The sequence below is a fragment of the Verrucomicrobium spinosum DSM 4136 = JCM 18804 genome (assembly GCF_000172155.1).
GTDB classification, from domain to species: domain Bacteria; phylum Verrucomicrobiota; class Verrucomicrobiia; order Verrucomicrobiales; family Verrucomicrobiaceae; genus Verrucomicrobium; species Verrucomicrobium spinosum.
The window spans coordinates 970,139-997,109 of sequence record NZ_ABIZ01000001.1; the positions used below are offsets into that span (position 1 = coordinate 970,139).

Sequence of the window (26,971 nt, forward strand, 5' to 3'; positions counted from 1 at the left end):
TACTGCATCCCATGCCCCTTGATACCGCCCTCCTCACTTCTGAGGAAAACATGACCAAAGCGGTGGAATACGCCATCCACGAGTTCGCTGCCGTCCGCACCGGCAAGGCCTCCCCGGCCCTTGTGGAGAATACGGACATCTGGGTGAACAGCTATGGCAGCAACATGAAGCTGAAGCAGCTGGCCATGATCTCCACCCCGGAGCCCCGGCTCATTCGCATCGAGCCGTTTGACCCGTCTACGCTGAAGGACATCGAGCGCGGCATCAATGCCTCCAATCTGGGCCTCAACCCCAGTGTCGAAGGCAAGGTTATCCGCCTGCCTGTGCCAGAACTCTCCACCGAGCGCCGCCAGCAGATGGTCAAGCAGGTCAAGGGCATGGCCGAAGACGCCCGCGTCCGCGTGCGCGCTGTGCGCCGTGAGTCCATGGAAGAGCTCAAGAAGCTCGAGAAGGCTGGCACCATCACCGAAGATGATCTGCATCGCGGTGAGAAGGAAGTGCAGGCTTTCACGGACAAAAAGATCGCAGAGATTGACCAGCACGTCGTTTCGAAGGAAAAGGAAATCCTCACCGTGTGAGGCCCTTCCTGGTCTGAGGCGGGGGAAGGGGCTGGCGGGTTGACGTCGGCATCGGCCTGCCCTGCCCGTTGCATGTCCGCCTGCTTTCACATGTTCTCCGCTGGCAACTACCTGGACCTTTCCCGCACCATTCACGGGCTGCTCTTTGATGACGAGCAGCCGGTCTGGAGCGCTCTCACCCGTATCGAGGGGTACCTACAGTTCAAGCTCAAGCCTGAGATCTTGGGTAATGTCTCGCCCAAGGCCACCCTCGGGGACCAGGTCTTTATTGATGAAGGCAGCGTGGTCGAGGCCGGAGCCGTGATCAAAGGCCCTGCTTGGATCGGCAAGAACTGCCACATCCGCTCCGGCGCGTACATCCGGGAAAACGTCATCGTGGGCGATGGGTGTGTGCTTGGGAACTCATGCGAGTTCAAGAACTGCATCCTGTTCGACAACTGCGAGGTGCCCCATTTCAACTACGTGGGAGATGCCGTCCTTGGCTACAAGGCCCACCTCGGAGCGGGCGTCATCCTCTCCAACGTCCGTCTCGACCGTGCCCCGGTCGTGGTCCACCACGGTAGCGAACGCATCGCCACCGGTTTGAGGAAATTCAGCGCCGTCGTCGGCGACCACGCGGAAGTGGGCTGCAACAGCGTCCTCAGCCCTGGCACGCTGATCGGGCGTCGCAGCATCGTCTATCCCTGTGCCAACTTTGCCGGCGTCCTGCCGGAGTCGTCGATTCTGAAAGTGCGCCAGCAGCACGAAGTGGCGGAACGACGGTAGCTCGGTGGTTCAGTGATTCGGTAATCCGGTAAGTTAGGGGTCGGTATTGAGGTGAGCCAAGGGATCCATGTCATCAGGGAAAAGGCGTCGTATCGCATCCCGGAGTGGATGCCAGCGACGTTGCCTCGGGCATCCAACTTCCCCGCCACACTGTTCCGATTTCAATAGATTGTTGACGCTGTAGGCCCGGTTCATTTCGGGGTGTTATCGTGGGCAGACTTGATAAGGTCGGGCCTTCAGCCCTCCATGAGGTCTTTGATCTGTAAACCTTGGGCGTTGCCCAAGGCTGCAATGAAGCCGGACCTTTGGTCCTGTTGAGGCTGTCCATCGAGCGAAGCTCTTCCTTGCAGAGGATGGGGCTGCCAGCCCCATGTTGACGAGCTTCCAGCGGGTTTACGTTGGGCAGGGGAGTTTGGGGGGAGGATTCCCTGAAAGAGTTGTGGCGGTCAGAGCTGGTTTTGTGGGAGCTTGTGGATCAAATAAGCGTGTGCCGGTCACCAAGCCGTGCTTGAAAATGAGGTGATCCAATGAAATCAACGAACCGCCCGCAGGACATGTCACCACCGGAGTTGCGCGAATGGGCGGTCGCGTTGGCTCGAAGCGTCTGCGCTGAGAGCGGATGGACTTTCCTTGGGAGTGTGGATGTTCGCCGTTCCCTTTTTGGAAGGCAATTCACCATTAGAACCAACGGTGACAAATTGGGGGCAAACGTGGTCATCGTTACCGACAAGGTGGGGAATGTTGTCTCAGCGAGGTTTTTACCCCGGTAGTGCAACGCATTCCATCACAGAACTTGAGTGAAGATGCTCTTCCATGATGAGTACGATGACATCCCGCTGCACGGCATGATGCAGTGGGAGGGTGCGCGATATGCGCTTTTGGCCGAAGTGGCTCAGGATGCAGGGAAGGTGTCTGAGGACGGGCTAATCCGAAGGGCTTGCTGACAGAGTTGCAAATCTGGTTCCCGGGTTGATTCAATCCTGTACCTTTGAGACAAATCTGTTAATCAAGTATTTGAATGGTGTTCCCCTTCGCAGTACTGGCAGCATTATGCGTCAATACTTGTGCGACGATTTTCATGCACAAGCTGGCCGGGGCGTGGCGGATGTTGACCCACATAGCAGTTTGGTGCACTTTTTTGTTTATTGCATACACTGTCGATTATGCGCATAGCGCGGGCGCTGAGGTTCGCTTTACCGCCATTTATCGCAATTTTACTTCCGCCTTTGCCGGAGGAGGGGTGCTCTTTGTGGTCATGCATGATGGAATTGTTTCTCTGGTTGTATCTTTTGTTCGGTGGTCATTTCTGAAAATACGGCGGATGCGGCGGCGTGACGCGTGATAATATCAACCGGTGCGGTCCACCTCAGAGTTCTGATAGGAACTGGCTTCGGATCGCTTGAGGGCAGTCATCAGGGCTTTGGAAAGATGCTTTGACGTCGGGCAAGCGCTTCCGGGAGAGTTTCGACTCTTCATCGTGACAAAAACGCCGGGCTGCCTTCGTAGTCTGTGCGCTCGCTTTCCTTTCCATGAACCTTCGTCTCTCCCCGCCGGCTGATGTCCGTTGCCTCCTTGCGTGGGCCGCGGCTTGTTTGATTCCCGCGTCCTTGCACTCGCAGTCTGCCAGGGGAGAACTCTCCCTGTGGAGCGCTGGCAAGACGGACTATCAGATTGTGCTGCCAGATTCCGGTTCGCAGCCTGCCACGACCCTCACGGGTTCCCTGCAGCAGACGGCGAGGATGTTGCAGACGGCGTTTGAAGCCAATGGCGTAAAGGTGCCGGTGGTGCAGGAGTCGCAGCGCGTGCTGTCCAAGCCGGGAATCTACCTCGGGCAGACGAAGTATGCCGCCCAGCAGGTGCCTGACGCCCTTCGACTGGAAGGCTGGGGCTATGTGCAGCAGGTCGTCGGGGAGAATGTCATCATTGCCGGGCATGACGTGCCCTCGCGGCTGCCGCCCGGGTCCAAGGACCGTCGGCAGCCGGGGTGGGACTTTGTCGGCACCGCCAAAGGAGCGGCAGACTTTGCTCGCGAGCATCTGGGAGTACGTTTCCTTTATCCCGACCTGCCTTCGTACAGTCAGGTGGCGGATGCTGCCAAGGTGGACCTGCTCAACTCGCCAGCGATTGAATTCCTCAAACGGCCGGCGACCACCGTCCCGCGGGACCTCAAGGTGCGCCACACCCCGCTGTTGAAGGTCAACACCTCGCATCCAGCAAGTGCGGGCTTCTATGATCTTTCCTTGAACCGGTTTCCCCGGGTGGATTCCCTCTTTGGCGGGCATACCTGGGCGCGGGCCATTCCGCCGGAGCAATACTCCAAAAGTCACCCCGAGTATTTTGCGCTGGTCAATGGCGAGCGGCAGAGTGTCCCCGCAGGCAATGCCCAGTATTGCCTTTCCAACCCCGAGGTGCAGGAGCTGATCTACCAGGATCTGGTGCGGCAGTTGGAGAACGGATACACCTCGGTGGATCTCGGCCAGCCGGATGGGTATCAGGAGTGCCAGTGCAAGGAATGCCGTGCACTCTATGGCACGGGGAACGACTGGGGGGAAAAGATCTGGATCTTCAACCGGCAGGTGGCAGAGCGGCTTCTGAAATCGCAACCGCAGGGGCGGATCACCATGATGTCCTACATTCTCACCGCCCGCCCGCCCCAGACTTTCAAGGCGTTTCCGGCGAACGTGAACATCATGCTCACCGGCACGAATGAGACCGACATCGCTCCCTGGCGGGACTACGAGGTGCCGGGTGGCTTCAGCGGATACGTTTACAACTGGTGCCCGAATCTGGTGACTCGCTATACACCCATGCGCACGCCCGGCTTTGTGGAGACCCAGGTGAAGAGGCTGGCTGAAAACAAGACACAATCCCTGCTGCGCGACGGGCCGGGCCAGCTCTTCGGGCTGGAGGGGCCAGTGTACTACACCATGGGCCGGATGTTTGATGATCCCGTCGGCAACTCGGCTGCCAAGCTGGTGCCCGAGTTCTGCGAGGCTGCCTTCGGGAGCTCGGCTCCCGCCATGCTTTCATTCTATGACCGGCTCTATCATGCCATCAATCTCTACTCAGACCACATCGGCACCCGGGGTGATGCGTGGAGCTACCAGACCTATGACGGGCGGCGGCGCAAGACGGTGACGGATCCCTTTCCTCTCATCGCTTTCCTCTATCCTCCCCAGATCCTCGCCGCGTTGGAGAACGATCTCGCGCTGGCGGAGTCGCTGGCTGCGACACCCAAGGTGAAGACGCGTCTGGCACTGGTGCGGACCGAGTTCGAGTATCTTCGCCACCTCGCCAAGGTGGTGCATCTCTACCAGGCCTTCGTTCTGCTGGCAGACGCTCCATCCCGCGACCAATTGCTGAATGCGATCGATGCCCGCAATGAGGCGATTGACGCGCTTTACAAGAAAGGCCCACGCACCAAATCAGCAGGAGACTGGGCGCAGGTCTTTTTCCCTTTCTCCGGCCATTCGGCCGAGCACTTGAGGCTCGCTTATGACGGCTATCAGGAGCCGTTCGCAAACACCTGTTTTAACTGGGATACCAAGAGCATGCGTGGCGCTCCTCTGCCGGGCAAAAAACGCCTGCCCGTGGCGGCGGTCTCTTCGGCTGTGACGCTTGAGCCAAGTGTTTGGGCAAAGGTGGAGGAAGCGGACTTCACGCGTGTTCCCCCTTTCAACAAGGTTCCTCGCAAATCGTCCGTGCGGGCGCTTTATGACAAGACGAACTTGTACCTGTTGCTGACCAGCGAGCAGGAGCCTGATGCGAAGCCGCCCTTGCCCGGTGCGCGGCGCGAGCAGCCTCTGGGGGACAAGGAATCCGTGGACATCTACCTGGCTCCTCAAGCGGGCCAGGAGCTGGCCTATCGCTTCATGACGGGCATTCATCCCACGGCCCGGTACGACGCGCTGAATGGAGCGGTGACAGACGTCATGGATCCACGCCATGGCAAGGACGATCCCGCCTTCAAAGGAGAGTGGGAGGTGCAGTCCCGCACTGATGTGGCAACTCGAACCTGGCAGGCGCTGGTGACCATTCCGTTTAAAACTCTGGGTGCTGCCGCCCCCGCCGCTGGCACCATCTGGAGGGCCAACTTTGCCCGTAACCATCCCGTCATGCGCGATCAAATCGACCGCTACATCTGGTCTTCAGCCATCGGCAATGGCAACATGAATGACCGGAGCTTGTTCGGGGATCTGGAGTTTAGGTAGTCTGAGGCCCTTTGAGCGGTACACAAGCGGGTGGGTGAGTTTTGGGTGCCGATTGCATTCGAGCGAGCCTTCCCTGTGAAGGTTGATTGCAGGATGGTCGGGATTGTTGTAACCGAAGAACCGCCAAATTCGTGAGTAAACGAAAGGCGGGGCCACAGGGAAGGCCCGCACTGGTTCATCAGTGGATTGGGGGAGTCCGGTTCGATCTGTTTTCTCCGCATTGATGGCACTAAGCGGCCGGTATCGAAAATGAATTTGTGGAGCCCGGGCATGCAGGAGTAATGGGGAGCGATCCCGGGACGTGGGCGCTTGGGTCTGGAACCCCGTGGAGATAGGTCAACGCTGCCCTGTGCCTGACTTTCGGGCAAATATGGCGTCGTGTGACCAGTTGGACGCATCCAGGCGGCTTTCGCCGATTTCAGTACCGGGGCGCAAAACGGGTTGTTTCGGGAGGAATTCAACTCATAGTCGCCCGCCCAAACAAATGGACGCTAAGAACCCGAATCTTTTCTATCTCTACGGACCTCCTGCCTCGGGGAAAAGCACGCTTCTGGTCTATTTGGCCCTGAACTGCCCAGACTGCACAACGATTGATCTGGAAGCGCTTCATGATGGGGCAGACCGGGCGGCGTTCCCCCAATTGCTCCCATCTTATAGACACCAAAATCTAGTCTTCGTCGGAGCGGCGGACGTGAGCCCTGACTCTCTGCCTGCGGGCAGCAAGGTTATCGCGCTCATCCATTCAGACGTGGATGGGTATCTCAATCGAGTGTCACGCCGCGATGCGAAGAAAGCGAGGAACCGCAATCAGAATGCTGCGGAACATTTTCTAGGCATCAAGGAGTACCTGAAGTATCATCCACCGTTCCTGACCATCGATCCCCTCGAGTATGAGGGACGTTTTGATGAGTTGGCCCTCGCTGTGCTGGCGAAGGCACGGGAAGCCTCCGTCAAGGACCCAGAAAACGCCTGACGGCGTGATATGACGTCCCGCGACGTGCCTTCGTCCTGAAGTTTGTTCTCTGATGAAAAGTCTATTAAATCGGCTCAAAATGTCTCGCAAGCGGAGCATGGAGGGCGTTCAGTGTCGATTCTTCGGCACCTCAACCATCTATTTGCAAGGCGGCGTGTATGATCCACGGGACCCAACCCGAAGCTTCAATGTTGAGCTCCTTGATGCGGATACGGGTGAAGTGGTGGGGAAGTCGAGGGCGGACGGGAGATCTGCCAAGTCCGATGTTCCTCACGGGCACGGCTTTTCGCTTCCCATCCCGGAATCTTGGTTGAGCTCAGGGGAGGCGATCAGGCAGTTTCAATTCAGAGTTGTGGAGTCGGGGCAGCTCTTCCCGAAGGTGCGACGCGAGCTCCCGCTGGCCAGGATGCTCAAAGACTTCGAGCGTAGTTGTGGGCGGTCCGCACCGCTGGTGGCCGGGTTGCGAGATGCGGCTGTCAGGCTGGATGCGATCAAAGGCCCGGACCTGCTCGTCGTCATGACGCATGAGCTCACCCGGACGGGAGCTCCCATGATTGCGCTCAGCACGATACGTCATCTAGTGAGCAAGGATGGAGCGAGGGTCGTGCTGTTGACTCTGGGCACGGCTGGTAAGTTGTACCAGGAGTTCAGCGAGGTGAGCGAACTCATCGTGGAGAATCTGGGTGAGTGCCTTAAGCATGCGCTGCCAGAGACGCGCAAGTTTTTCAAGGTTCTTGCCACGGCCGCAGAGCAGCGAGTTGCCCTCAGCAACTCACTGTGTTGCGGTCAGCTGGCAGTCTTTTGCAAAGAGGCCGGATTCAAGGTGATATCCCTGGTGCATGAGTATCCTTATGCGTTCTCTCCAGACTGGGTTCAGAATCACTTCTCGGCAGTTGAGTCGGTGGTGTTTCCGTGCCGGCATGTGCATCAGAGCTTCTTGAAGCATGGTCCGGGACTCTTAACGGAGCCACACAGGTCTGAGCCTCTTAAAGTCTCCATCTTGCCCCAAGGGTGTTATCAACTAGAGCGCCCTCCCTTGGATACGAATGAGGCGGTGGACTTCGAAAAGCGATTTCGTGAGGAAAACTGCCTGGGTGCCGACAGCCGCCTGGTTGTTTCCTGCGGAACGCTGGATTCGAGAAAGGGGTTTGACTGGTTTGCCAGTCTCATACGGCACTATGGGAGAACTTCGCCCAAGACTGGAACCACCCACTTCCTCTGGATCGGTGGGGGAGGGAGTCCGGAGTTGTTTGAGCACGCCCTTCATGACATGCGGGGTGATGGAGTGATCGGTCAATTCCACCATATCAGTGACATGGAGGACGTGCGCCTTGCCATGAGGTTGGCCGATGTCTTCCTGCTCTGTTCGCGCATTGATCCTTTCCCTAGCGTGGTGCTGGAGTCCTTTGCAATGGGGGTGCCCGTGGTCGGTTTTGACAGGGATCAAGGGTGCGCTGAGATGATCATGGAGACCCGATTCGGGAGGGTGGTGCCGTATCAGGATCTGACGGCTGCCACGACGGCCATTGACCACCTGCTGGATGGCGCGACAGAAGCCATGGACGTGCGTAAAAACGGACATGCTTTCGTCAGTGAGAACTTCTCCTGTCAGCAATACGCCGAAGGCATTGCCGCGCTGTTGCGTGGCGAAGCGCTGCCGCCAGCAAAGCCTTTCACGCTTGGGGGAGGCTCCGCCGTGAGAAGTCAATTGCCTGCCACGGCTGCTGGCGACGGGGCGAACGTGTCGCCTGCGGATGCGATCTCACGGGGATTGGACTTTCTTGCCGCTACCCAGTTTGCGGATGGAGAGTTCCCCACACTGATCTCCTCCCGGGAGTCCTTGGATGACGGCGAGCTGGACAGCTCACCATTCGTGACGGCGCTCATGGTGCACTCCCTCCGTTCCTGCCTTCCGCGTTCGCGGGCCATGGTGGAGCGCGCCCTGGCTTTCCTTGAGGGGCAGATGGAACCGGGTGGCGTCTGGCGCTACTACACCCCCAAGCAGTTCAAGCACTCCAGAATTCCTCCCGATCTGGATGACACGGCTTGCGTCGCCTTTGTGATGAAGGACAACGGTCGCAGTCTGCCAGACAACACGTGGGTTTTTGGAGCCAACCGTTCGCCGGAAGGCCTCTATTACACTTGGCTCCAGCCGGGTGCGGCAAGTGGCGGGGGCGTGACGGCCTATCTCTCTACGCTAGAGGCTCTGGCCACTGTTCGCAGCCCCGCGAAGCCTCCCCGGCATACCGGGAATCCCCGATTCGCCCTGCCCAGAGACGTTGTGCCCGCCCGGGAGATTGACCCGGTGGTCAACGCAAATGTGGTGCTGTATCTCGGAGAGAGTGCGGACACCCAGCCGGCCATCTCTTACCTCAAGAATCTCGTGCTGGGGAACAGTGGTGAAATCAAAAGCGACTACTATGTTGATGACCTTGCGTTCTGCTACATGGTCGCGCGAGCGTGCGAGTGCAGTGCGCCGGGGCTGCGCGAAGTGGCAGGCGCTATGCGTTTCAGGATCGAGTCGCGTCTGGAGAAGTCGCTGGGAGAAGAGAAGCCTCTTGCTCTGGCGCTGGCTGGATGCAGCTTGTTGATCCTCTGTCCTGAGTCGGTCTGGGTGGACAGGGTGGCGGAGAGGATCCTCGGGCTACAGTGCGAGAACGGCTCCTGGCCTCGTGAGGCCTTCTACCGTGGCCCCGCCGAGTTCTGGGGTTCTGAGGAGCTGACCACGGCATTCTGCCTTGAGGCGTTGGAGCGACACGCCATCGCACGGGGTGGGGTGACGTCCGGTGACGGTAGGGGATGCTGTCCACGCTTGAAGGAAACAATCTGGCTTGATCCCGGTGCAGAAGCGTTCAGAAGGAACCCTTATCCCACCTACGCAGAGTTGCGCCAGCGTGAGCAGATCGTCTTCAACGAGTTTACGCAGACATGGCTTGTGAGCAGCCATGACCAGTGTCTCGAAGTGTTGAAGGATCCGGGCACCTTCACCACCCGGGGCACGTCTTTTGAAGAGACGCTGGTCGGGGCCGAAGGCGGGTCCCATGCAAGAGTCAGGGAGGTGGTGCGTGAGCTCTTTACGGCCAGGCGGCTACAGGAGCTGGAGCTCCTCGTGGGCGAGTGGGTGCCAAAGCTTTTTGCCGGGGCCAAGGGGCGGAGAACCTTCGATTTTTTGCACGAAGTGGCGGAACCGCTCCCCCTTAGGGTGATGATGTACCTGCTGGGGTTGGGGCAGGAAATGGCGGATCAGTCGAGGGAGTGGACCCGCGCGATCCTTATGGCCAGCCCTGAACGGCATGATACCCTCTCCCAGTGCAGGGCCTACTTCCTGAAGCACATTGAAAGCCTGCGCACCAAGCCAAACAACGTTCCATTGACGGCGATCATCTCCCCGGTGGATGACGGTGGCAGACTGACGGATGAGGAGATCGTGGATGTGTGCATGATCATCATGGCGGCCGCAGTTGTCACCACCACGGGATTCATCACGAATGCGACGGCCATCCTCGCGGACGATCCGGGGCTGGCCCAGCGGTTGCGGGAATGCCCCCAGGAAATCACGGTATTTGTGGAGGAAGTGCTCCGGTATGAGAGTCCCGTGCAGAACGTCTTCCGCTATGCCACGCGTGCCACGACTTTGGGCGGCCAGACCATAGCGCAAGGAGCCAGGGTGCAACTGCTTGTGGGATCAGCCAACCGCGATGAGGATAAAATGCCGGCGGCCGGGGCCTTGGATGCGTGCCGTCGTCCCAATCCGCATCTTGCATTTGGTCGTGGTGCACACCAATGTCTCGGCATGCAGCTCGCGAGGCTTGAGGCCAGGATCGTCATCCAGGAACTGCTGAAACAACTGCCGGAATTCTCGGGCGACTGGCCCCGGTCCGTGCCTCCGTTGTCCAACCACTCCTTTATGCGTCTTGCGGACCGGATGGTCCTGGTCTTGGGCAGCGGTCTGCCAGCGAGTGCAGAGGAACAGCACGCAGCCTCACCCATGTGCCCCTCCTGACGTAGAGTGCCGCTGCGGATGGCTTCGGCAATGCCGACCATCCCGCCGGGATGCGAAGTGATCTCACCCATGATGACCTCCCAGTTTGCCAGTCAGATCAGGGCCTTTGGCCGGTTCGGAGAATGGTGGCGGTACAAAATCAGTTATTTGTTCGTACCATTCTATTTCCTGCTGCCGGGGAGCGGGGCTGATGTCAGCTTGGCATTGAAATCATTCGTTTTGCTCTTGGGTTACTTCACCGCTGCGGCGGCATTCGGACACGTTATCAACGATTTGGGGGATGTTGAGGCCGACGAGAAAGCGGCCAAGGTGAACTCCTGCTCACAAGGGGGCAGGGTGCCGGCGTTGGTCACAGCTGTTTGTTTTGGGGTGCTGTCGATCATGCTCCTTTGGCTTGGCGGGGCTCCTTGGGCGGTGTTCGTGATGGCGTTTTTGGAGCTGGTCCTGTTTCTGGTTTACTCCTTCAAACCCCTGCGGTTGAAGGAATCAGTGACCGGGCTGTTGATTGACGCCGCCTATGCCCACGTGGTTCCTTTTGCGATCGCCACCTGGCTCACTTTTGAAGGGCCGGTGACGGCTCTTTACGCGGCGCTGTTCGCCTCTGCCATCGCCTGGCAGGGGATGGCAGGCTTGAGGGGGATCATCGGGCACCAACTGGAGGACTTGCTGGGGGACAAGGAGGCGGGGCTTCGCACGGCTGTGATTCAGATCGGGGCGGATAGGGCCAGGAGATGGCTGCGTTATTGCATCATACCCGCTGAGGGGCTCTTTCTGCTGGCCACCCTGCTGTGGGCCCTGGTCCTGTCACCACTGCCGGTTCTGGCGTTGCTTGTTTACAGTGTGATCTGGGAGGTGAAGCGGCGGCGCCAGACACGGTCATCCCAGGGAGGGGTGGATCAGGCATGGGCAGGCTTCCTGGACCGTTTCTACAGGGAGTGGTTGCCGCTGGCGACCTTGGCGGCCGTGATCATCGCGGCTCCCAAGTTCTGGCCGCTGTTGGTCTTGCATTTGGTCCTCTTTCACATCTCCTGGGGCAGCAGGGCTCCCGGGAGCCGCCGGGCCATTCCGCCTGCAGTGGTTGATCATCTCTTTACCAGGGTCGAAAAGAAGGGGGGCATTTTCGAGGTGGAGGGCTGCTACCTCACCTCGCAGCTGACCACACGCACAGACATCAACATCATCCTCAGCGCATGGATCGATGGGGCGCAGGCGTCAGCAGAGCTGGCCTACGCGCCCAATCGATTCTCAGACTTTTACCGCAAGTATCACATAGAGGAGACACCTGTGAGCTTCACCATGAGAATAAAGATCCCGGAGGCCAAGGTGAAGGTCGGCAAGGTTGAGTTGACTCTGGTGGCGGCCTGGGTGAATCCGAAGGAGCGGGTGGAGCTTTTTTCAAAGATGTTGCGGTTTGACCGTGGGCAGCTTGTTTGAAGATTGCTGCTCGAAGGTTTGGATGGTTTCCTCTCACCGCGCCTTCACTGCCAGGAACTCCCCTTTGCCCACGGGCACCAGCGCGGCGGTGAAGGTTTCGTCGGCATTCACTGCTGCCACGAAATCCGCGACTTCCTCGGGGTGGGAGGTGGCGTTGTCCACCACCAGGGTGCCGCCGGGGCGGAGGATTCGTTTCAGATGGGGCCACCAGGCCAGGTAGTCGGCCCGGTTGGAGTCGAGGAAAATCAGGTCGATGCTGTCCCTGCTGGCGTTGCTGAGGAAGTCGCTGGCGTCTCCTTCCACCAGGGTGATCAGTCCCTGCAACCCGGCCCGCTCGTAGTTCTCCCGTGCCATGGCCACCTTGACGGCGGAGCGTTCCAGCGTGGTGATGTGACCGCCGAGCGGCTGGGTGGCAAAGGCCAGCCACAGGGTGGAGTAGCCGTTGGAGGCACCCACCTCAAGGATGTGACGGGCCCCGGTTGCGCGGATGAGCGCTGCCAGAAACTCCCCGGTGTCGCGGGTGATGTTGAGCATCTTCGACTCCCGCTTCGTGTTGCCGAGGTCATTGTCTTCTCCAAAACGTTCCAGTTCAGAGAGCAGACTGTTGAGGGAGTCGGGGAGTTTTGACATGGGGGAGTCAGATGGGGCGAAGCAGAGCCAAAAGAAAAACGCACCTCAACGGCGGTTGAGATGCGTGGGCTTGTGCGGGCAAGGGGCTTGGCTGCGGCTTGCTTACGCGATCGCTTTCACGAGACCACCTTCCACGCGCACGGATGAGCCGTTGATGCCGGAGGCGAGGGGGCTGCAGACGAAGGCCACCACATTGGCGATCTCGTCCACGGTCTCGAACCGCTTGAGCAGGGAGGTGGGGCGCACTTTTTCAAAGAACTCCTGCTCAAAGGTCTCGAAGGGCTGTCCTCCGCTGAGTTTGTCCACGAACTCTTCCACGCCCTCGGACCGAGTGGGGCCGGGCAGGACGCTGTTCACGGTCACCGCCGTCCCGGCGCTCAGTTCTGCGAGACCGCGGGCCACGGCGAGCTGGGCGGTCTTGGTCATGCCGTAGTGGATCATCTCCGACGGGATGTGCAGCGCACTCTCGCTGGAGATAAAGATGATGCGACCGCGGTTGCGCTTGATCATGCCGTCAAAGTAGAGGCGGCTGAGCCGTACCCCGCTGAGCACATTGACGTCAAAGAAACGCAGCCATTCCGCATCGGGGATCTCGGAGAAAGGTTTGGGATCAAAGATGCCCAGGTTGTTCACGAGGATGTCCACCTCCGGGTGGGCAGCCGCGAGATTCTCCGCCGTGGCCGCATCGGAGAGATCGCCGGGGAATTTTTCAAGCTGGGCGTTCGGCACCGCCTCAAGGATGCGAGCCACGGCTTCATCGACTGAGGCCGCACTGCGACCGTTGATGATGACGCGGGCGCCCTCACGGGCCAGTGCTCTGGCGATGGCCAGACCGATGCCCTTGGTGGAGGCGGAGACCAGAGCGAGTTGATTTTCGATTTGCAGATTCATGGGGGTGATTCGGGTGAGGAGTTAGTAGTTAAGGGTTAGAAGTTATGCGTTAAGAGGTTCGCTCCAGCCTGTCAGCACGGTTTTGCCGATGCTACGTTTGCTCTCCAGCAGCGCGTGGGCCTGCCGCAGATTCGTGGCATTGATCGGTGTGAGGACATCGCGATGGATGGGTTTGAATTCCCCTGCATCAATCAAGCGCGCCACCTCAGTGAGGATGTGGCCCTGCTCTGCCATGTCGGGCGTCTGGAACTTCGAGCGGGTGAACATGAACTCCCACACGAATGTGGCGCTCTTCGCCTTCAGTTCATCAATGTCCACCGGTTGGTCGTTCTCCACGATGCCCACGATCTTGCCCTGGGGCCGGATGAGCTCCGCCATGGCGGACCAGTAGATGTCGGTGTTGAAAAAGTTGGCGATGCAGTCCACCTCGGCGAACCCAAGTTCCTTGAGCTGCGGACCCAGAGGCTCGCGATGGTCCACGATGTGATCCGCGCCCAGCTCCTGCACCCATGAGGTGGTTTCCGGGCGGGAGGCGGTCACGATTACCACCAGGCCGGCACGTTTGGCGAGCTGGATGGCGATGGAGCCCACCCCGCCGGCTCCACCGATGATGAGCAGGGTTTTTCCTGCATCCTTCTTCCCCGTCGGGTCGATGCCCAGACGCTCAAACAGGGCCTCCCAGGCGGTCAGCGTCACCAGCGGGAATGCGGAGGCCCCGGCGAAGCCGAGGGACGAGGGCTTCTGCCCCACGATCCGCTCATCCACCAGTTGATACTCCGCATTCGAACCGGGGCGGGTGATGTCACCTGCGTAGTACACCTCATCGCCGGGTTTAAATGCCGTGACTTCTGGGCCCACGGCTTCCACAATCCCGGCCGCATCCCACCCGAGTACCTTGGGGGTGGTTTCCACCGCAGGCTTCGGGGAGCGCACCTTGGTGTCCACCGGATTCACGGAGACGGCCAGCACCTTTACCAGCAGGTCGCGGCCGGTTGGGTGGGGCATAGGAAGGTCGGTGTCGAAGAGGGACTTCTCGTCGGCGATGGGCAGATAGTGAGTGAGGGCAATCGCTTTCATGGCTGGTGGGAGCATCTCTCACTACGCCCATCCGCACAATTCTGGATCCCAGCACAATCCGCGGACCGACCAGTACTTTTTGAGGATCGGGTTCCGATCTGGGGGCCTCACCCTTCACGCCCCACGCCGGCCCGACAAGTCTCACGGATGGCGGCACGAAAATCCGCCGGGGCCTGGCCGGTGCTCTTGCGAAACACCCGGGCAAAGTAGGAGGGGTCCTTGTATCCCAATCGATAGGCAATCTCCGAGACACTGAGCTCCGTGTGCATGAGCAGCCGCCGTGCCTCCAGGAGCTCCCGGGCATGGATCAGTTCACCGGCGGTGCCAGCAGTGAACTGCCTTACCACATCGTTCAAATGCCCTGCTGTCACACCCAGCTGCCTGGCGTAGGAGGCCACCGACATCGGCTGGCGGAAGCTGTTCTCCACCTCGGCCTGGAAGCGTTGTAGCAGTTCCCGTGAGCGTCCTGCCTCCCTGGGCTCCGGTTTCTGCCGCAGCCAGGCACGGCTGGCGAGCAGCAGGATCAGCCGTATGCTGTGTCGGCACACCTCCATCCAGCCCTCTCCGCGGGTGGCATATTCCTGCTCGCACCGGGCTATGAGCGGGGTGACATCCTCCTCAAGGGTCGTGTCCGCCGTGAGGACAGGTGGGTAGCACATGCGATTCACGAAGCCCAGTTGCATGAGGCGGCTGGGCGGAGGCTCTCTGCCATCGAAGAACGCGGTGGTGAAGGAGATCAGCGTGCCGCGGATGTCATCGGCACCCTCCCACCGGTGCAGTTGACCGGGGCTCACCAGGATGAAGGACGGGTGCTCCGCCGGGAGCTTGAAGTGCTCAAAGTCATTGAAGTGCTCCGCAGGACCATGCAGCCAGAAGAGCTCGAAGTGCCCATGGCGATGCATGCCGGGCGGGCGGTCCATCTGGGTGTTGAGCACCTCGAAACGCCCCACGTACAGACCCAGCTCGGCGATCTCCGGCTGCACGTAGTCAGTGAGCGGATAGTCAGGGATGTCGCGCGTCTCGGCCATGGTGCACGGGACATGCATACATCAGCCTGGAGGGCGGTTCACGCTATTTAGGAGGTCATGGCCGCACCACGTCGTTTGCGTGACGGGCGATCCAGTCCCGGGACCATTCCACCGCCTCCAGTTTCATCCCGCAGAGAGGCGTGCAGTGGAAGATGAGCCCTTCGATCTGGCCCTGCTTCAGCCATTCCAGCCCGAGACGGCACTGATGTTCCATCAGGGAAACGGGGATCGTCTTCTTCTCACCAAAGTCCCACATGTAAATGCCCAGCAGCGTGGGCTTGGTGGGGGCAATCTTGCGGTACGCGGCGAAGTTTGCCTCCAGATTGGCCAGCTCCCGCGCCTTCCAGGTCCAGAGGTACACTTGATCCACCGCATCCACATGGGGCTGGATCACGGGGTGAAGCTGGTTCGTGTAAATCACCATGCAGAGATCCAGCGGCCGGGGCAGGGCGTGCAGGTCCTTCCTGATCTGGGCGACCTGGGCCACGGTCAGGTGTGCGGCTGCCTCTGTCGCACCGTTCTTGGGCAGGGCATCTCCCAGGAAGAAGTCATCCATGTCCAGCCCCGTCAGATGAGGGGTCTTTTTCGCGAGGTCCAGCGCCTGCTCGAGCTTCTGCGCGGTGGTGAAGTTCTTTCCTCCATCCACGAAACTCCAGGTGAGTCGGCGGGTCTTGGCGAACTGCTTGACGTAGTCGTCGAAAGGGGGCGGGGGCGTGCCCGTGAACCGCACCATGCAGCAGTTCGGGATGCCCATGTATTCCAGCGCCGCCGCGGGCTCGATGTCGCTGTCTTTGCCACCGATGCCATAGCCCTGAGTCAGCGAGCCAGCATCATGCCCCCACATCCAGAGGCGATCCCGCAGGGTGCGCTCATACGGCGGCTGGAGGGCTGCAGCCTGGTGACCAGCGGGCAGCAGGCATGCTCCGGCAGTGAGCGCGCTGTGGGTGAGGAACTGGCGACGACTTGGAGAAGGCAATGAGGAATGCATGGGTGGGGTATCCGGCGACGGGCGTATGGGAAATAACGAGCGGGTGAGCCGCTCTCTGCGGAGCCAGTGTGAGGGGCAGGAAATTGCGCGTCATCCGTGGCACGCGCTCATCCTGTACTGGGGCTGGGCTATTTGCCGGGGGCCATTGCCGCGGGCTTGGACACCTTGACGGTGCCCAGGGGATGCAGCTCGAATTGACGCACGATCATTTCTGCACCTTCAGTCTGGAGGAGGATCTTGCCCTGGCTGGGCTTGCACTCGTATGCCTCGTTCACCTTCACGCCATTGACGAAGTATTGCAGGGTGTCGCCCTTGGCGATGACCTCCAGGCGCGTCCATTCACCGAAGGGGGACTCCACGTCCTCCTTGCCTCGGAAATTCGCTACATCGGTCCAGTCCACATCGCGTTTCTCCCAGTTGATGCGGCCTGCGGTCACTGTCTGGCGGGGAGCGCCGGGTTTCCAGATTTTTTCCTTGTCCCGGTCCAGTGCGAACTCGGCGCTGAGGGAGGTGGTGAGTGTCGTGCCATCGGGCATCTTGGGGGAGAGGACCAGAATGTCACCCACTCCGCCTTCGATGATCTGCGCCTCGATGCTGGCCATCCAGGTGTCCCTGTAGGCACCGTGAGGTCCGTGGGAATGGAGGAGGAGTCCGTTGTCGCGTGCCTTGTTCTCGCGTTTGCCCCAGGTCTTCGCACCCCACTTGAACTCCAGCACCAGGTGGTAGTCCCGGTAGTCCTGCTTCGTGGCCACATAGCCGTAGCCGCGCCCGCTCACGTGGAGGTTTTTGTCCGGCTGGATGGTCCAGATGTCCTTTGGATCATCGTGGAAGTCCGCCTTGGGGTTCACGTAGTAGTCCACATCACCGGTTTTGATGCTCTCCAGCAGGTCGATCTTGGATTTGACTGGGTCTGCGGCGCTGACAGGCAGCAGGGAGGCCATGGGGAGCAGCAGGACACTGAGGGCCGTGGCTGCGGATTTTTTTGAGGGGATAATCATGGCCGATACTTACGCAAAGCCACGGCCGACGCTGTGTCGTCATTTCCGGCGAAGAAATCTCCTTTTCCGGCGTGGATGAAGTTGTCATCCGCGGGCTCTCACCGCAGCGCGGTAAGCGAGCGGAGAGCGCTGTTGATGCCGATGAAACTGCCGCTGAAAGTTTGCCGGGGAGGGGTAGCCGCAGGCGGTGGCGATGCGGGCCACCGTGTCGTCTGTCTCGGCGAGGAGACGGCAGGCGCGGCCGATGCGCAGTTCATTGAGGTACTGTGGCACGGAGCGCCCCGTGCTCTTCTTGAACAGACGACTGAAGGCGCTCTCACTCAGTCCCGCCATGAGGGCCAGGTCGCGCACGTGGAGGGGCGTGGCCAGATGGGACTCTATGTGGGCAATGATGGGCGCAACGCGGTCGGTCGGGCCATGGGCTGCCGGTGCGTGGAAACCGGGTGAGGCGATCTCCACCAGTTCCCTGGACACCGCCAGGTCTTCCAGGATCTCCAGCAGCAGCACCACGCGACGCAGCCCGGTGGCACGGGACAGTTGTTTCATTCTCAAGGCAGCCCGCCTGCGGGTGGGCCCCCGGACCTCCAGTCCAAGTCGAGAACGATGAAACAACTGCCGGACACGTTGCATGGAGGCATGCTGCAGCCAGCCCTTCCCCAGCAGGTCCGGCATGAACTGCACCACGATCGCCTGCACCCGCTGCCCCCGGCCCGTGGCAGGATGTTCATTGCGATAGTCGTGCGGCAGGTCCGGGCCGAGCAGTGTCAGATCCCCTGGACGCAGACGGGTCAGCTTGTCGCCCACCATGCGTTCCGTGCCGCCGCGCAGCACCAGGGTGATCTCGCACTCCGGGTGGTGGTGCCATACGCAGCCAAAGTCGTCTCCCCGCACGACCTCACACGCCACCAGTTCCGAGGCGGCCAGGGGCGAGGGTTTTTCAACGACGAGGTGCACGGCTGGAAATGTCCGCCCAGAACAGACTGTGACAAGCTTTGCGCCGAAGGAAATGCAGATGCCTTGTCGCATGATACGAATGTGCCCGTGACTGGTCATCCCGGTACGGGACGTGCAAGCTTGGCGGTGGTGGGACGTAGTGGCAGGATGCCTATGAAATCGTGGATTTCTGCTTTCCTCGTGATGTGCCTCTCCGCTGGCCTGGTGGCTGCGGAGCCGACCTCATCGGCCCCGCTGCGTGCCGGGGCCGCCACGAGCAACATCACGCCGGAACTGGGGGCGAAGATCATCGGTGGCTTTGTGCCCTTCCCGGCCACCGGGGTGCATGATGAATTGCATGCCCGCTGTCTGGTGCTGGATGACGGAAAGACCAGGCTGGCGCTGGTGGTGTGTGACCTCCTCGGGCTGCACCGGAGCGTGAGCATCGAGGCGCGGCGTTTGATTGAGGAGTCAACCGGCATCCCGCCTGCGCAGGTGATGATCTCCGGCACGCACACCCACTCTGCCACCAGTGCCCTGGGGGACAGCCGCTATGTCTCTGAGCAGCCTCTGGATGCCTACCAGCAGTTTTTGGCCCGCCGGATTGCCGACGGTGTGCGGCGGGCGGTGAATGCTTTGCGTCCGGCACAGGTCGGCTTTGTCACCGCTGAAGCTCCTGAACATGTCTTCAACCGGCGGTGGGTGATGAAAGAGGGGACGGCACCGGTGAACCCGTTTGGCAAGGTGGACAAAGTGAAGATGAATCCGCCGGGAGGCAGTCCGAATCTGGTGGAGCCCGCTGGGCCCACTGATCCCACGGTGTCCATCCTGGCTCTCCGGGAGCCTGAGGGACGGCTGATCTCCGTGTTTGCCGCCTACTCGCTGCACTACGTGGGTGGCGTGGGCAATGGGGAGATTTCTGCGGATTACTACGGCATGTTCTGCTCCGCCCTGGCACGGCTCAATGGGGCCAAGGAGGATGAGTCCCTGCCGTTCGTGCCCATTCTGGCCAACGGCACCAGTGGTGATATCAACAACGTCAACTTCCGCACGCCGCGCCCCTCCTCGCCACCCTATGCCCAGATGAGAAAGGTGGCCGAGGATGTGGCGGGCAAGGTGCAGGCCGCACTGGCCGGCGTGGAGTGGAAGGATCGGGCAGACCTGCAGGCGCGTTTCCGCGAACTCGAGCTGTCCTGGCGGGTGCTGAGCCCAGAAACTCTGGCTTGGGCAAAGGAGAAACTGCCGAATGCCGACGTGCCGTCTGTGAAAGCCGATCTGCCCGCGATCTATGCCCGGCGGGTGCAACAGCTCAGCGAGGCGAAAAATCCCGCACGCATCCCCCTGCAGGTGTTCCGGATCGGAGACGTCTGCATCGGGACCTTTCCCTGCGAGACGTTTGCGGAGACAGGGCTGGAGTTCAAAAAGCGCAGCCCGCTCAAGCACTCATTCATGGTGGAGCTGAACCACGGGTACTTCGGCTACCTGCCCACCCCGCGCCACTTTGAGCTAGGTGGGTATGAGACCTGGCCGGGAACGAACTCACTGGAGCCGCAAGCGGCGGTGAAGATGCTGGATGCCCTGCTGGAGATGGCGGGGGATTTGAAGCGATGACTCCTCGTCTCCGTACGTCCAGACGGTTTGTCCTTCCAGGTTGAGGGGCGTCGCCGCAACGCTTCCGCGTTGTGCTTGCACTTTGCTTCAGCGTCCCTACCATCGGGCGCGTGAGCATTGCCCCTGACTCTCCGTCCGCTGCTGTCCCCGGCTCAGTGCCCGTCATCGTGGCTCGGGCCGTGGCCAAAAAGTTTGGTGACTTCGCCGCACTGCAGGGGCTGGATCTGGAAGTGCGTCGTGGCGAATGCGTCGGGCTCTTGGGCCCCAACGGCGCGGGCAAGTCCACCTTCATCGGCTGTCTCTATGGGGCGGTCCTCCGCACTGGTGGCGATCTCACCGTCTTCGGTCACGATCCCGCGCAGAATCCGCGGAAGATCAAAGAGCGTCTTGGGGTTGTCCCTCAGGAGAACGCCCTGGATGAAGGCCTGACGGTGATGGAGAACATGCGTCTGTATGCGCGGTTTGAGGGGGTGGACAAAAAGACCGCCCTGTTGCGAATCGACGAGTTGTTGACCCACATGTCCCTGGACCACAAGAAACAGGCACCGATCAAGACCCTCTCTGGCGGCATGAAGCGCCGGCTCGCCTTTGTGCGGGCACTTCTGTCTGACCCGGAACTCCTCATCCTGGACGAGCCCACCACCGGCCTGGATCCCGCCGTGAGGCATCTCATCTGGGAGAAGGTAATTTCCTATCGCCAGGCGGGCAAGACCGTCATGGTCACCACCCACTACATGCACGAGGCGGAGATCCTGTGCGACCGCATCATCATCCTGAACCGCGGCGCGGTGGTCGGTGCAGGGGCGCCCCGTGCACTCATCGACAAAGAGACGCCCGGGTTTGTGGCCACCTTTGCGCACGACTTTGACGCCCGGATCAAGTCGGAGCTCCGGTCCGGATGGGAGCTCTTCCACCAGGGTCGGCAGTGCTGCGTGCGCGCGCCCAAGATCGATGACCTCCTCTCCCTCCAGCAGACGCTGGGCACCACGGCGCTCCAGTTGCGCCCGTCCAATCTGGAAGACGTTTACCTGAAACTCACCGGCCGCGAGCTCGACGACAATGACTGACGAATTCCGCACCTCCTTTCAGCTCGCATGGCATGTGGTCGTCCGCAACTGGGTGGTCTATCGCAAGGACTTCCTGGCGAACATTTCACCCACCCTGGCGGATCCCGCGCTCATGCTCACTGCGCTGGGCATGGGGCTCTCGCCGTTCATCGGGCAGATCGGCGGACTGTCGTATGCCCAGTATCTGGCTCCAGGCATGGTCGCCACCACGGCGCTCTTCACCGCCTTCTTTGAGAGCAGCTATGGGTTCTATGTAAAAATGACCTTTGAGTCTGTCTTCAAGGCCATGCTCACCACGCCCATCGGCGTGCGGGAGGTGGTCATGGGGGAGTTCCTCTGGGGCTTCATCCGTGCGGCATTGATGGGCGGGACCGTGGGCGTCTTCCTGCTCCTCATGGGGCTGCTGAGCAATCCGTGGTCGGTGTTTCTCTTTCCGCTGATCGCAGGCCTGCTCGCCGTGCCCTGCGGTGCGATCGGCCTGCTGGCCTCCGCCATGGTGCGGAACATCAACCAGTTCCAGACCGTTTATTCGTTCCTCATCGCGCCCATCTTCTACCTGTCAGGCGTGTTCTTCCCGCTGGGAGACCGGCCGGTGCTGAGCGTGATCGTGCAGTTCTCTCCCTTCTACCACGGGGTGCGGCTGCTCCAGCTCAGTGCCTGGGGCCAGTGGCATCCTGGAGAGATCGCCTGGCATTTGGGCATGCTGTTGCTGTTCACCGCTGGGTTGTGTTATTGGGCGTATCGGAAGGTGGTGAAGATTCTCACGACGTAGGCGGGGTGGCCCGGGGAAGCATAGGGAAGGGGAAGTTGGATGCCGAAGGCATCCCAGCTATTAGCCGGGGTTGAGCGTAGCGATACCCCCGGTAATCAAGAATTTGTCTTCACCCTGAAGGGGTGACAGCAGCGTGAGCCTGTCATTGGACGTCGCTGGCATCCGCTCCGGGATGCGATACCCCTTTCAAAATTCCGGAGGTATCAGTCGCTACGCTCCTTCAACCTCCGTCTAATGGCTGTGATGCCTCCGGCATCGGGTGGCTACGCTAGAATGATCAGGTGGAAAGGCCCGTCGCCATCAACGCTTCCACGTCATTCGAGCGCAACGTCGCCCGCAGACTGATGTTTTTCCGCGCCAGCCACACACCAGCCTCACGCCAACACGCTTTTCACCACGTGCCCGTGCACATCAGTGAGACGGAAATCCCGCCCCTGAAACCGATAAGTGAGCTTCTCGTGATCGAAGCCGAGCTGGTGCAGCAAGGTTGCATTCAAGTCATGCACATGCACCGCATCACGCACCACGTTGAAACCCAGTTCGTCGGTCTCGCCGTGGATGTGCCCCTTCTTGAATCCTCCGCCTGCGACCCACATGGTGAAGCAGCGGTTGTGGTGGTCGCGCCCATCATTGCCTCCTTGAACCATGGGCGTCCTCCCAAACTCGCCGCCCCATACCACCAGGGTGTCATCCAGCAGCCCGCGTTGTTTTAAGTCTTTCACCAGTGCAGCGCTGGCCTGATCTGTGTTCTGGCAGTTCTCCTTGATGGCCTTCGTCAGATTGCCGTGCTGGTCCCAGGCTTCGTGAAAGAGCTGCACAAAGCGCACCCCCCGTTCAATCAACCGGCGGGCCAGCAGGCAGTTCCGGGCATAGGAGGCTTCCTTCACATCCTTGATGCCATACATCTCCAGGATGGGTTTCGGCTCCTGGCTGAGATCCATCAGCTCCGGCGCGCTGGTTTGCAACCGGTAGGCCATTTCATAGGCATCAATGCGTGCCGAGATCTCCGGATCCCCGGCATCGCCCAGGGCCAGGCGGTTGAGTTCGTTGAGCGTGTCCAGCGAGGCCCGCTGGGCGGCGGCGTCGATGCCCCGTGGGTTCGAGAGGTATAACACTGGATCTCCCGCACTGCGAAACGGCACGCCGCCGTAGGAGGTGGGCAGGAAGCCGCACCCGTAGTTGCTGGCACCGCCGCTGGTGCCCTTGGCGCTGGTCAGCACCACATAGCCGGGCAGGTCCTCGCACTCGCTGCCCAGGCCGTAGAGCGTCCAGGCACCGAAGCTTGGCCTGCCGAACTGTTGCGACCCGGTGTTCATCAGGATCTGGGCCGGCGCGTGGTTCACTGCATCCGTCTGCATCGAGCGGATCAGGCACAGGTCATCCGCGATGCTGGCGGTATGCGGCAGCAATTCACTGATCTCCATGCCGCTGGCACCATGCCGGGTAAACTTGTACTTCGCCCCCAGCAAGGCGGAGTTGGGCTTGATGAACGCGGCGCGATACCCGTAGAGCAGCTCCGGGGGCGGCAGCTTGCCATCGCGTTTGGTCAGCTCTGGCTTGGGGTCGAAGAGCTCCAGATGACTGGGCGCTCCAGCCTGGAACATATAGATGACCCTCTTCGCCTTGGCCGGGAAGTGCGATCTCGGGGTGCCGCCGGTGATTGCAGGAGACGCCGTTGCCGAAGCCTCCCGGGCCAGCAGAGAATTGGCGGCAATCCCGGCCAGGCCGAGACCGCAGTCGCGGAGGAACCAGCGTCGCTTCAGATAATTGGGGGGAAACATGATGGAGCAGGTGGGCAGGGAGCTTCAGGACTTTGTCATGGTTTCGTCCAGATTCAGGAGGACACGGCTGACCACCGTCCAGGTGGCGATGTCCACCGGCGTGGCGTTGGGCGGGAGCAATTCCGGCTTGGTAAAAGGAGAGAAGGCGATCTCGCCAGCCTTGAGCTCGCCCTTGCGGAGTCTCTCCCGGGTGACCTTCACCAGATTGAGAATCTGCTCTTGTTCTGCCAACTGGACCGGTCGTGAGGTGCACAGGCGGTAGGCATAGTTTGCCCGCGCGGCATCGTCATCGCCGCCTTCCCTCAGCACCCGCTGCGCCATTGCCTGGGCTGCCTCCACGAAGATCGTTTCATTGAGTGCCGTCAGGGAGGAGAGAGGGGTGTTGGATCGGGGCCTCCGGGCGCAGGCCGAGTCACCATTGGGGGCATCGAAGCTGCTCATCACCGGGTCCGGCATGGACCTCTTTCGGAAAAGATAGAGCGCGCGCCGATAGCGCTCCGGACCGGTGGGCGGCAGCCAGTAGGTGGGCCTCACATAGTTGTAGTCCAGCACGCTCTGCGGCACAGGCGGGAAAATGCTAGGGCCACCCTCCTCCAGATGCAGCAGGCCTGCCACGCTCAGAGCGGAGTCTCGCAGCACCTCCGCTTCCATGCGGAAACGTGGACCCCGGGCCAGCAGGCGGTTGTGTGGATCCCGCTCGCGCGCCTCTGGCGTCACCTTGGAGTCCTGTTGATAGGTGCCGCTGGTCAGCACCCTGGTGAGGAGGTGCTTGTGGCTCCAGCCGTGGTTCATGAAATCTACGGCCAGCCAGTCCAGCAGTTCCTGATGCTCTGGCACCGGAGCCCGCACGCCAAAGTCCTCCGAGGTCTCCACCAGACCGCTGCCAAACAAGGCCTGCCACACCCGGTTCACGGCCACTCGCGCGGTCAGAGGTGCACGGGGATTCGTCAACCAGCGGGCAAAGGCGAGCCGGTCACCCGGTGCAGACTGGTCCGAGGCGGCCCCTGCGATCTGGAGCGCCGCCGGGATGTGAGGCGTGATGACCTGCTTGGGCCGGTCCCAGGAACCGCGATCCAGCAGATGGGTGGGGCGCAGGTTGTTTCCACGACGCTCAGCCAGATGCAGGATGGAAGTGGTTGCTGGAGGGAGCTTCTTCCACGCAGCGGCGATCTGGTCATTCATCGGCGCGGCCTCCTTCACTGTCTTTCTCCAGGCGGTGAAGATTGCTTCCTGTTGGGCGGCAGTCCGCTGTTCCGCTGCGGTCTCCATGGCCAGCACGGCGGCGTAGTCCGCGGGCGGGGCCTCCGGGTTGGCGGTCTCTGTCAGGCTCACCCGGCAGCAGCCGACCTGTGTGTTGTGCCGGCCATTGTCACTGCCGCTGTGGTAGAACTTGAGCAGCACTTTCAGCTTGGTGCCAGGAGGCAGGTCCAGCGGCTTTTCAAACTGCACCACCGCCACGCTTTCCTGATTGCGCAATCCCGGGCCGCGATCTGCTCTCCACCCGGTATCATCATTGCCATCGATGAGATAGCTCACCGGACCGCGCACCCGTTTCTGCTCCTTGTCGAAGTCCGCCTTCCAGTCCTCCTCCATGCGACCATCCGTCTCGGAGAAATCGGCTGTCGCGCGGGTCAGTTTGACCGGAGTCCACTGCTCTGAGCCGGGTGCCTGGGTGGTGACCACCATCTCGCTGATGGCCCAGGTGCCGTACTTGCTTCGGCCGGGACCCCTAAAAGGCAGATCCCCGTGGCAAAGTGCCTCCAGTCGCAGGCCGGTGGCTCCTTTGAGGGTGGGTTCAAAGAGAGCGTAGATGTCGCCTTTGGTCGTCGGGTGCCCTTGAGTGAGGATGGAAAGGTCGGCCTCCTGAGTCGGATGATTCAGCCCCGAAGTGCTGCCCAGTTCCGTGGCCTTCAAGGGCGTCCAGGCCAGCTTGCCAGCCTTGAGCCCGGTTTCCCAGTCCGCGATTTCCTTTGGCCAACCCGGCCGGGAGCGTTTCAGTCTCTCCTCGGCTTCGCGTGCCGTCGCCTTCACTTGGGCCACCTGCTTCTGCTCACCCGGCGTGTACACCCAGGACTGCGCCTCGTACGCATTGTTAAAATAGGCAAAGATGCCGAAATACTCCTCGTGGGAGATGGGGTCAAACTTATGGGAGTGGCACTGGGCGCACTGGAGGGAGATTCCCAGGGTCGCCTTTCCCAGGCAGTCCATGCGGTCGAACATCTCATCCATGCGGAACTGCTCCGGCACGATGGCTCCTTCCTCATTGACCATGCTGTTCCGGAGAAATCCGGTGGCCACAATTTGGTCCTGACTTGGCTGAGGAAGCAAATCCCCCGCCAGCTGCTCCGTGACGAACTGGTCATAGGGCATGTCCGCGTTGAAGGCGCGGATCACCCAGTCCCGCCAGGCCCATTGTTCCCTGGGCAGATCTTTCTCATACCCGTTACTGTCGGAATAACGGGCCGCGTCCAGCCAGTGCCGGGCCCACTTCTCTCCATACTGTGGAGAGGCCAGCAGTCTGGTCACCAGCTTCTTGATGGCTGTCGGCCGATCCTGGCGCTCTGCAGTTTCAAAGTCCGCCACCTCCCCTGGTGAAGGGGGAAGCCCGGTCAGATCCAGATAAATCCGGCGACAGAGGGTGGCCGCAGCGGCGGGAGGGGAGGGCTGCAAGCCCGCTGCGGTGAGCTTCGGTCGCACCATGGCGTCCACTGGGTGGGCGTCCGGTGCCACAGCTGATTGAACGGGCGCGACGAAGGCCCAGTGCCTGGCGTACGGGGCACCTTCTATGATCCACCGCTTCAGCGTCTCCACCTGGGTGTTGCTGAGCGGTTTCTTTTCTTTCGGCGGCGGCATGACTTCATCGGAGTCATGCGTTAGCACCCGTGCGATGATGGAACTCGAGTCCGGCTGGCCTGGCGAGAGTGCTGGGCCGTCGGATTTGCCGCCCTTGAGGGCGTCCTCTCGCACATCCAGGCGGAGACCACCCTTCCGGGTGCCTTCATCCTGGCCATGGCAGTGGGTGCAGTGCTCGGCCAGTATCGGCTGCACCTCACGAGCGAAATCCACCGGGGCTGCGAGCGTGGCAGCGGTAGGGAGCAGGAGGATCAGGAGAGACAGGGCAGGGCGGCGACGCATGGACGGGAACGGGGGCGATACAGTGCCTCCCAACCCGTGGATAGGGCCGGGGCAATTCCCCAATTACGGGACGACGGGCGCAGATCTTGTCCCGCG

The 26,971-nt window shown here is 60.9% G+C and carries 19 protein-coding genes; 10 read left to right on the top strand and 9 right to left on the bottom strand.

What is annotated here, in order from left to right; translation table 11 throughout:
• Positions 1-11: 11 nt before the first annotated feature.
• From frr to VSP_RS03755, 7 genes are all read left to right on the top strand, one after another.
• Positions 12-578 carry a ribosome recycling factor gene (gene frr / locus VSP_RS03720; protein ID WP_009958845.1) on the top strand — a complete coding sequence of 189 codons (567 nt, stop codon included), beginning with the start codon at positions 12-14 and terminating at the stop codon, positions 576-578.
• A gap of 72 nt (positions 579-650) precedes the next feature.
• Positions 651-1,343 (top strand): acyltransferase, encoded by a 693-nt coding sequence (locus VSP_RS03725; protein WP_232289540.1) that lies wholly within the window; start codon positions 651-653, stop codon positions 1,341-1,343.
• A gap of 1,078 nt (positions 1,344-2,421) precedes the next feature.
• Complete coding sequence (locus VSP_RS03735) at positions 2,422-2,685, top strand: hypothetical protein (protein ID WP_172682803.1); 264 nt, start codon at positions 2,422-2,424, stop codon at positions 2,683-2,685.
• Positions 2,686-2,872: 187 nt separating this feature from the next.
• Entirely contained in the window at positions 2,873-5,554 is a 2,682-nt protein-coding gene (locus tag VSP_RS03740; RefSeq protein ID WP_009958852.1) for a DUF4838 domain-containing protein, read from the top strand.
• Between the two features lie 691 nt (positions 5,555-6,245).
• Positions 6,246-6,527 (top strand): hypothetical protein, encoded by a 282-nt coding sequence (locus VSP_RS41885; RefSeq protein ID WP_156345481.1) that lies wholly within the window; start codon positions 6,246-6,248, stop codon positions 6,525-6,527.
• A gap of 52 nt (positions 6,528-6,579) precedes the next feature.
• Complete coding sequence (locus tag VSP_RS33745) at positions 6,580-10,530, top strand: cytochrome P450 (protein WP_081452375.1); 3,951 nt, start codon at positions 6,580-6,582, stop codon at positions 10,528-10,530.
• 69 nt (positions 10,531-10,599) lie between these two features.
• Positions 10,600-11,964: a UbiA family prenyltransferase gene (locus tag VSP_RS03755; RefSeq protein WP_157210722.1), complete on the top strand. Its 1,365-nt coding sequence runs from the start codon at positions 10,600-10,602 to the stop codon at positions 11,962-11,964.
• A 33-nt stretch (positions 11,965-11,997) separates the two neighbouring features.
• Here the strand turns inward: VSP_RS03755 and VSP_RS03760 are convergent, their stop codons facing one another.
• From VSP_RS03760 to VSP_RS33755, 7 genes are all read right to left on the bottom strand, one after another.
• The gene (locus VSP_RS03760; RefSeq protein ID WP_009958857.1) at positions 11,998-12,594 is read right to left on the bottom strand and encodes an O-methyltransferase; all 597 of its coding nucleotides are present in this window, start codon (positions 12,592-12,594) and stop codon (positions 11,998-12,000) included.
• 102 nt (positions 12,595-12,696) lie between these two features.
• Positions 12,697-13,485: an SDR family NAD(P)-dependent oxidoreductase gene (locus tag VSP_RS03765; protein WP_009958858.1), complete on the bottom strand. Its 789-nt coding sequence runs from the start codon at positions 13,483-13,485 to the stop codon at positions 12,697-12,699.
• A 42-nt stretch (positions 13,486-13,527) separates the two neighbouring features.
• On the bottom strand, positions 13,528-14,562 hold the full coding sequence (locus tag VSP_RS03770) for a zinc-binding alcohol dehydrogenase family protein (RefSeq protein WP_009958859.1): 1,035 nt from the start codon (positions 14,560-14,562) through the stop codon (positions 13,528-13,530).
• Positions 14,563-14,669: 107 nt separating this feature from the next.
• Positions 14,670-15,590, bottom strand: a complete 921-nt coding sequence (locus VSP_RS33750) for a helix-turn-helix domain-containing protein (RefSeq protein WP_009958861.1) — start codon at positions 15,588-15,590, stop codon at positions 14,670-14,672.
• 55 nt (positions 15,591-15,645) lie between these two features.
• Positions 15,646-16,578 carry a twin-arginine translocation signal domain-containing protein gene (locus VSP_RS03780; RefSeq protein WP_009958862.1) on the bottom strand — a complete coding sequence of 311 codons (933 nt, stop codon included), beginning with the start codon at positions 16,576-16,578 and terminating at the stop codon, positions 15,646-15,648.
• A gap of 128 nt (positions 16,579-16,706) precedes the next feature.
• Entirely contained in the window at positions 16,707-17,576 is an 870-nt protein-coding gene (locus VSP_RS03785) for a 3-keto-disaccharide hydrolase (protein WP_009958864.1), read from the bottom strand.
• 84 nt (positions 17,577-17,660) lie between these two features.
• Complete coding sequence (locus tag VSP_RS33755; protein ID WP_063607722.1) at positions 17,661-18,530, bottom strand: helix-turn-helix domain-containing protein; 870 nt, start codon at positions 18,528-18,530, stop codon at positions 17,661-17,663.
• A gap of 153 nt (positions 18,531-18,683) precedes the next feature.
• On the opposite strand from VSP_RS33755, the gene VSP_RS03795 reads away from it, so the two are divergent.
• The 3 genes from VSP_RS03795 (at position 18,684) to VSP_RS03805 (ending at position 21,959) form a co-directional block, all read left to right on the top strand.
• On the top strand, positions 18,684-20,120 hold the full coding sequence (locus VSP_RS03795; protein WP_198141306.1) for a neutral/alkaline non-lysosomal ceramidase N-terminal domain-containing protein: 1,437 nt from the start codon (positions 18,684-18,686) through the stop codon (positions 20,118-20,120).
• Between the two features lie 110 nt (positions 20,121-20,230).
• Positions 20,231-21,187, top strand: coding sequence for an ABC transporter ATP-binding protein (locus VSP_RS03800; RefSeq protein WP_009958868.1), 957 nt, complete (start codon positions 20,231-20,233; stop codon positions 21,185-21,187).
• Positions 21,180-21,959, top strand: coding sequence for an ABC transporter permease (locus tag VSP_RS03805; RefSeq protein WP_009958869.1), 780 nt, complete (start codon positions 21,180-21,182; stop codon positions 21,957-21,959). The genes VSP_RS03800 and VSP_RS03805 overlap by 8 nt, the downstream gene beginning before the upstream one ends.
• Positions 21,960-22,333: 374 nt before the next feature.
• Here VSP_RS03805 and VSP_RS03810 read toward each other — a convergent pair whose 3' ends face one another.
• Together VSP_RS03810 and VSP_RS03815 are read right to left on the bottom strand one after the other, a co-directional pair.
• Positions 22,334-23,740, bottom strand: coding sequence for a DUF1501 domain-containing protein (locus VSP_RS03810; protein WP_009958870.1), 1,407 nt, complete (start codon positions 23,738-23,740; stop codon positions 22,334-22,336).
• A gap of 24 nt (positions 23,741-23,764) precedes the next feature.
• Entirely contained in the window at positions 23,765-26,875 is a 3,111-nt protein-coding gene (locus tag VSP_RS03815; RefSeq protein ID WP_009958871.1) for a PSD1 and planctomycete cytochrome C domain-containing protein, read from the bottom strand.
• Positions 26,876-26,971: the final 96 nt, after the last annotated feature.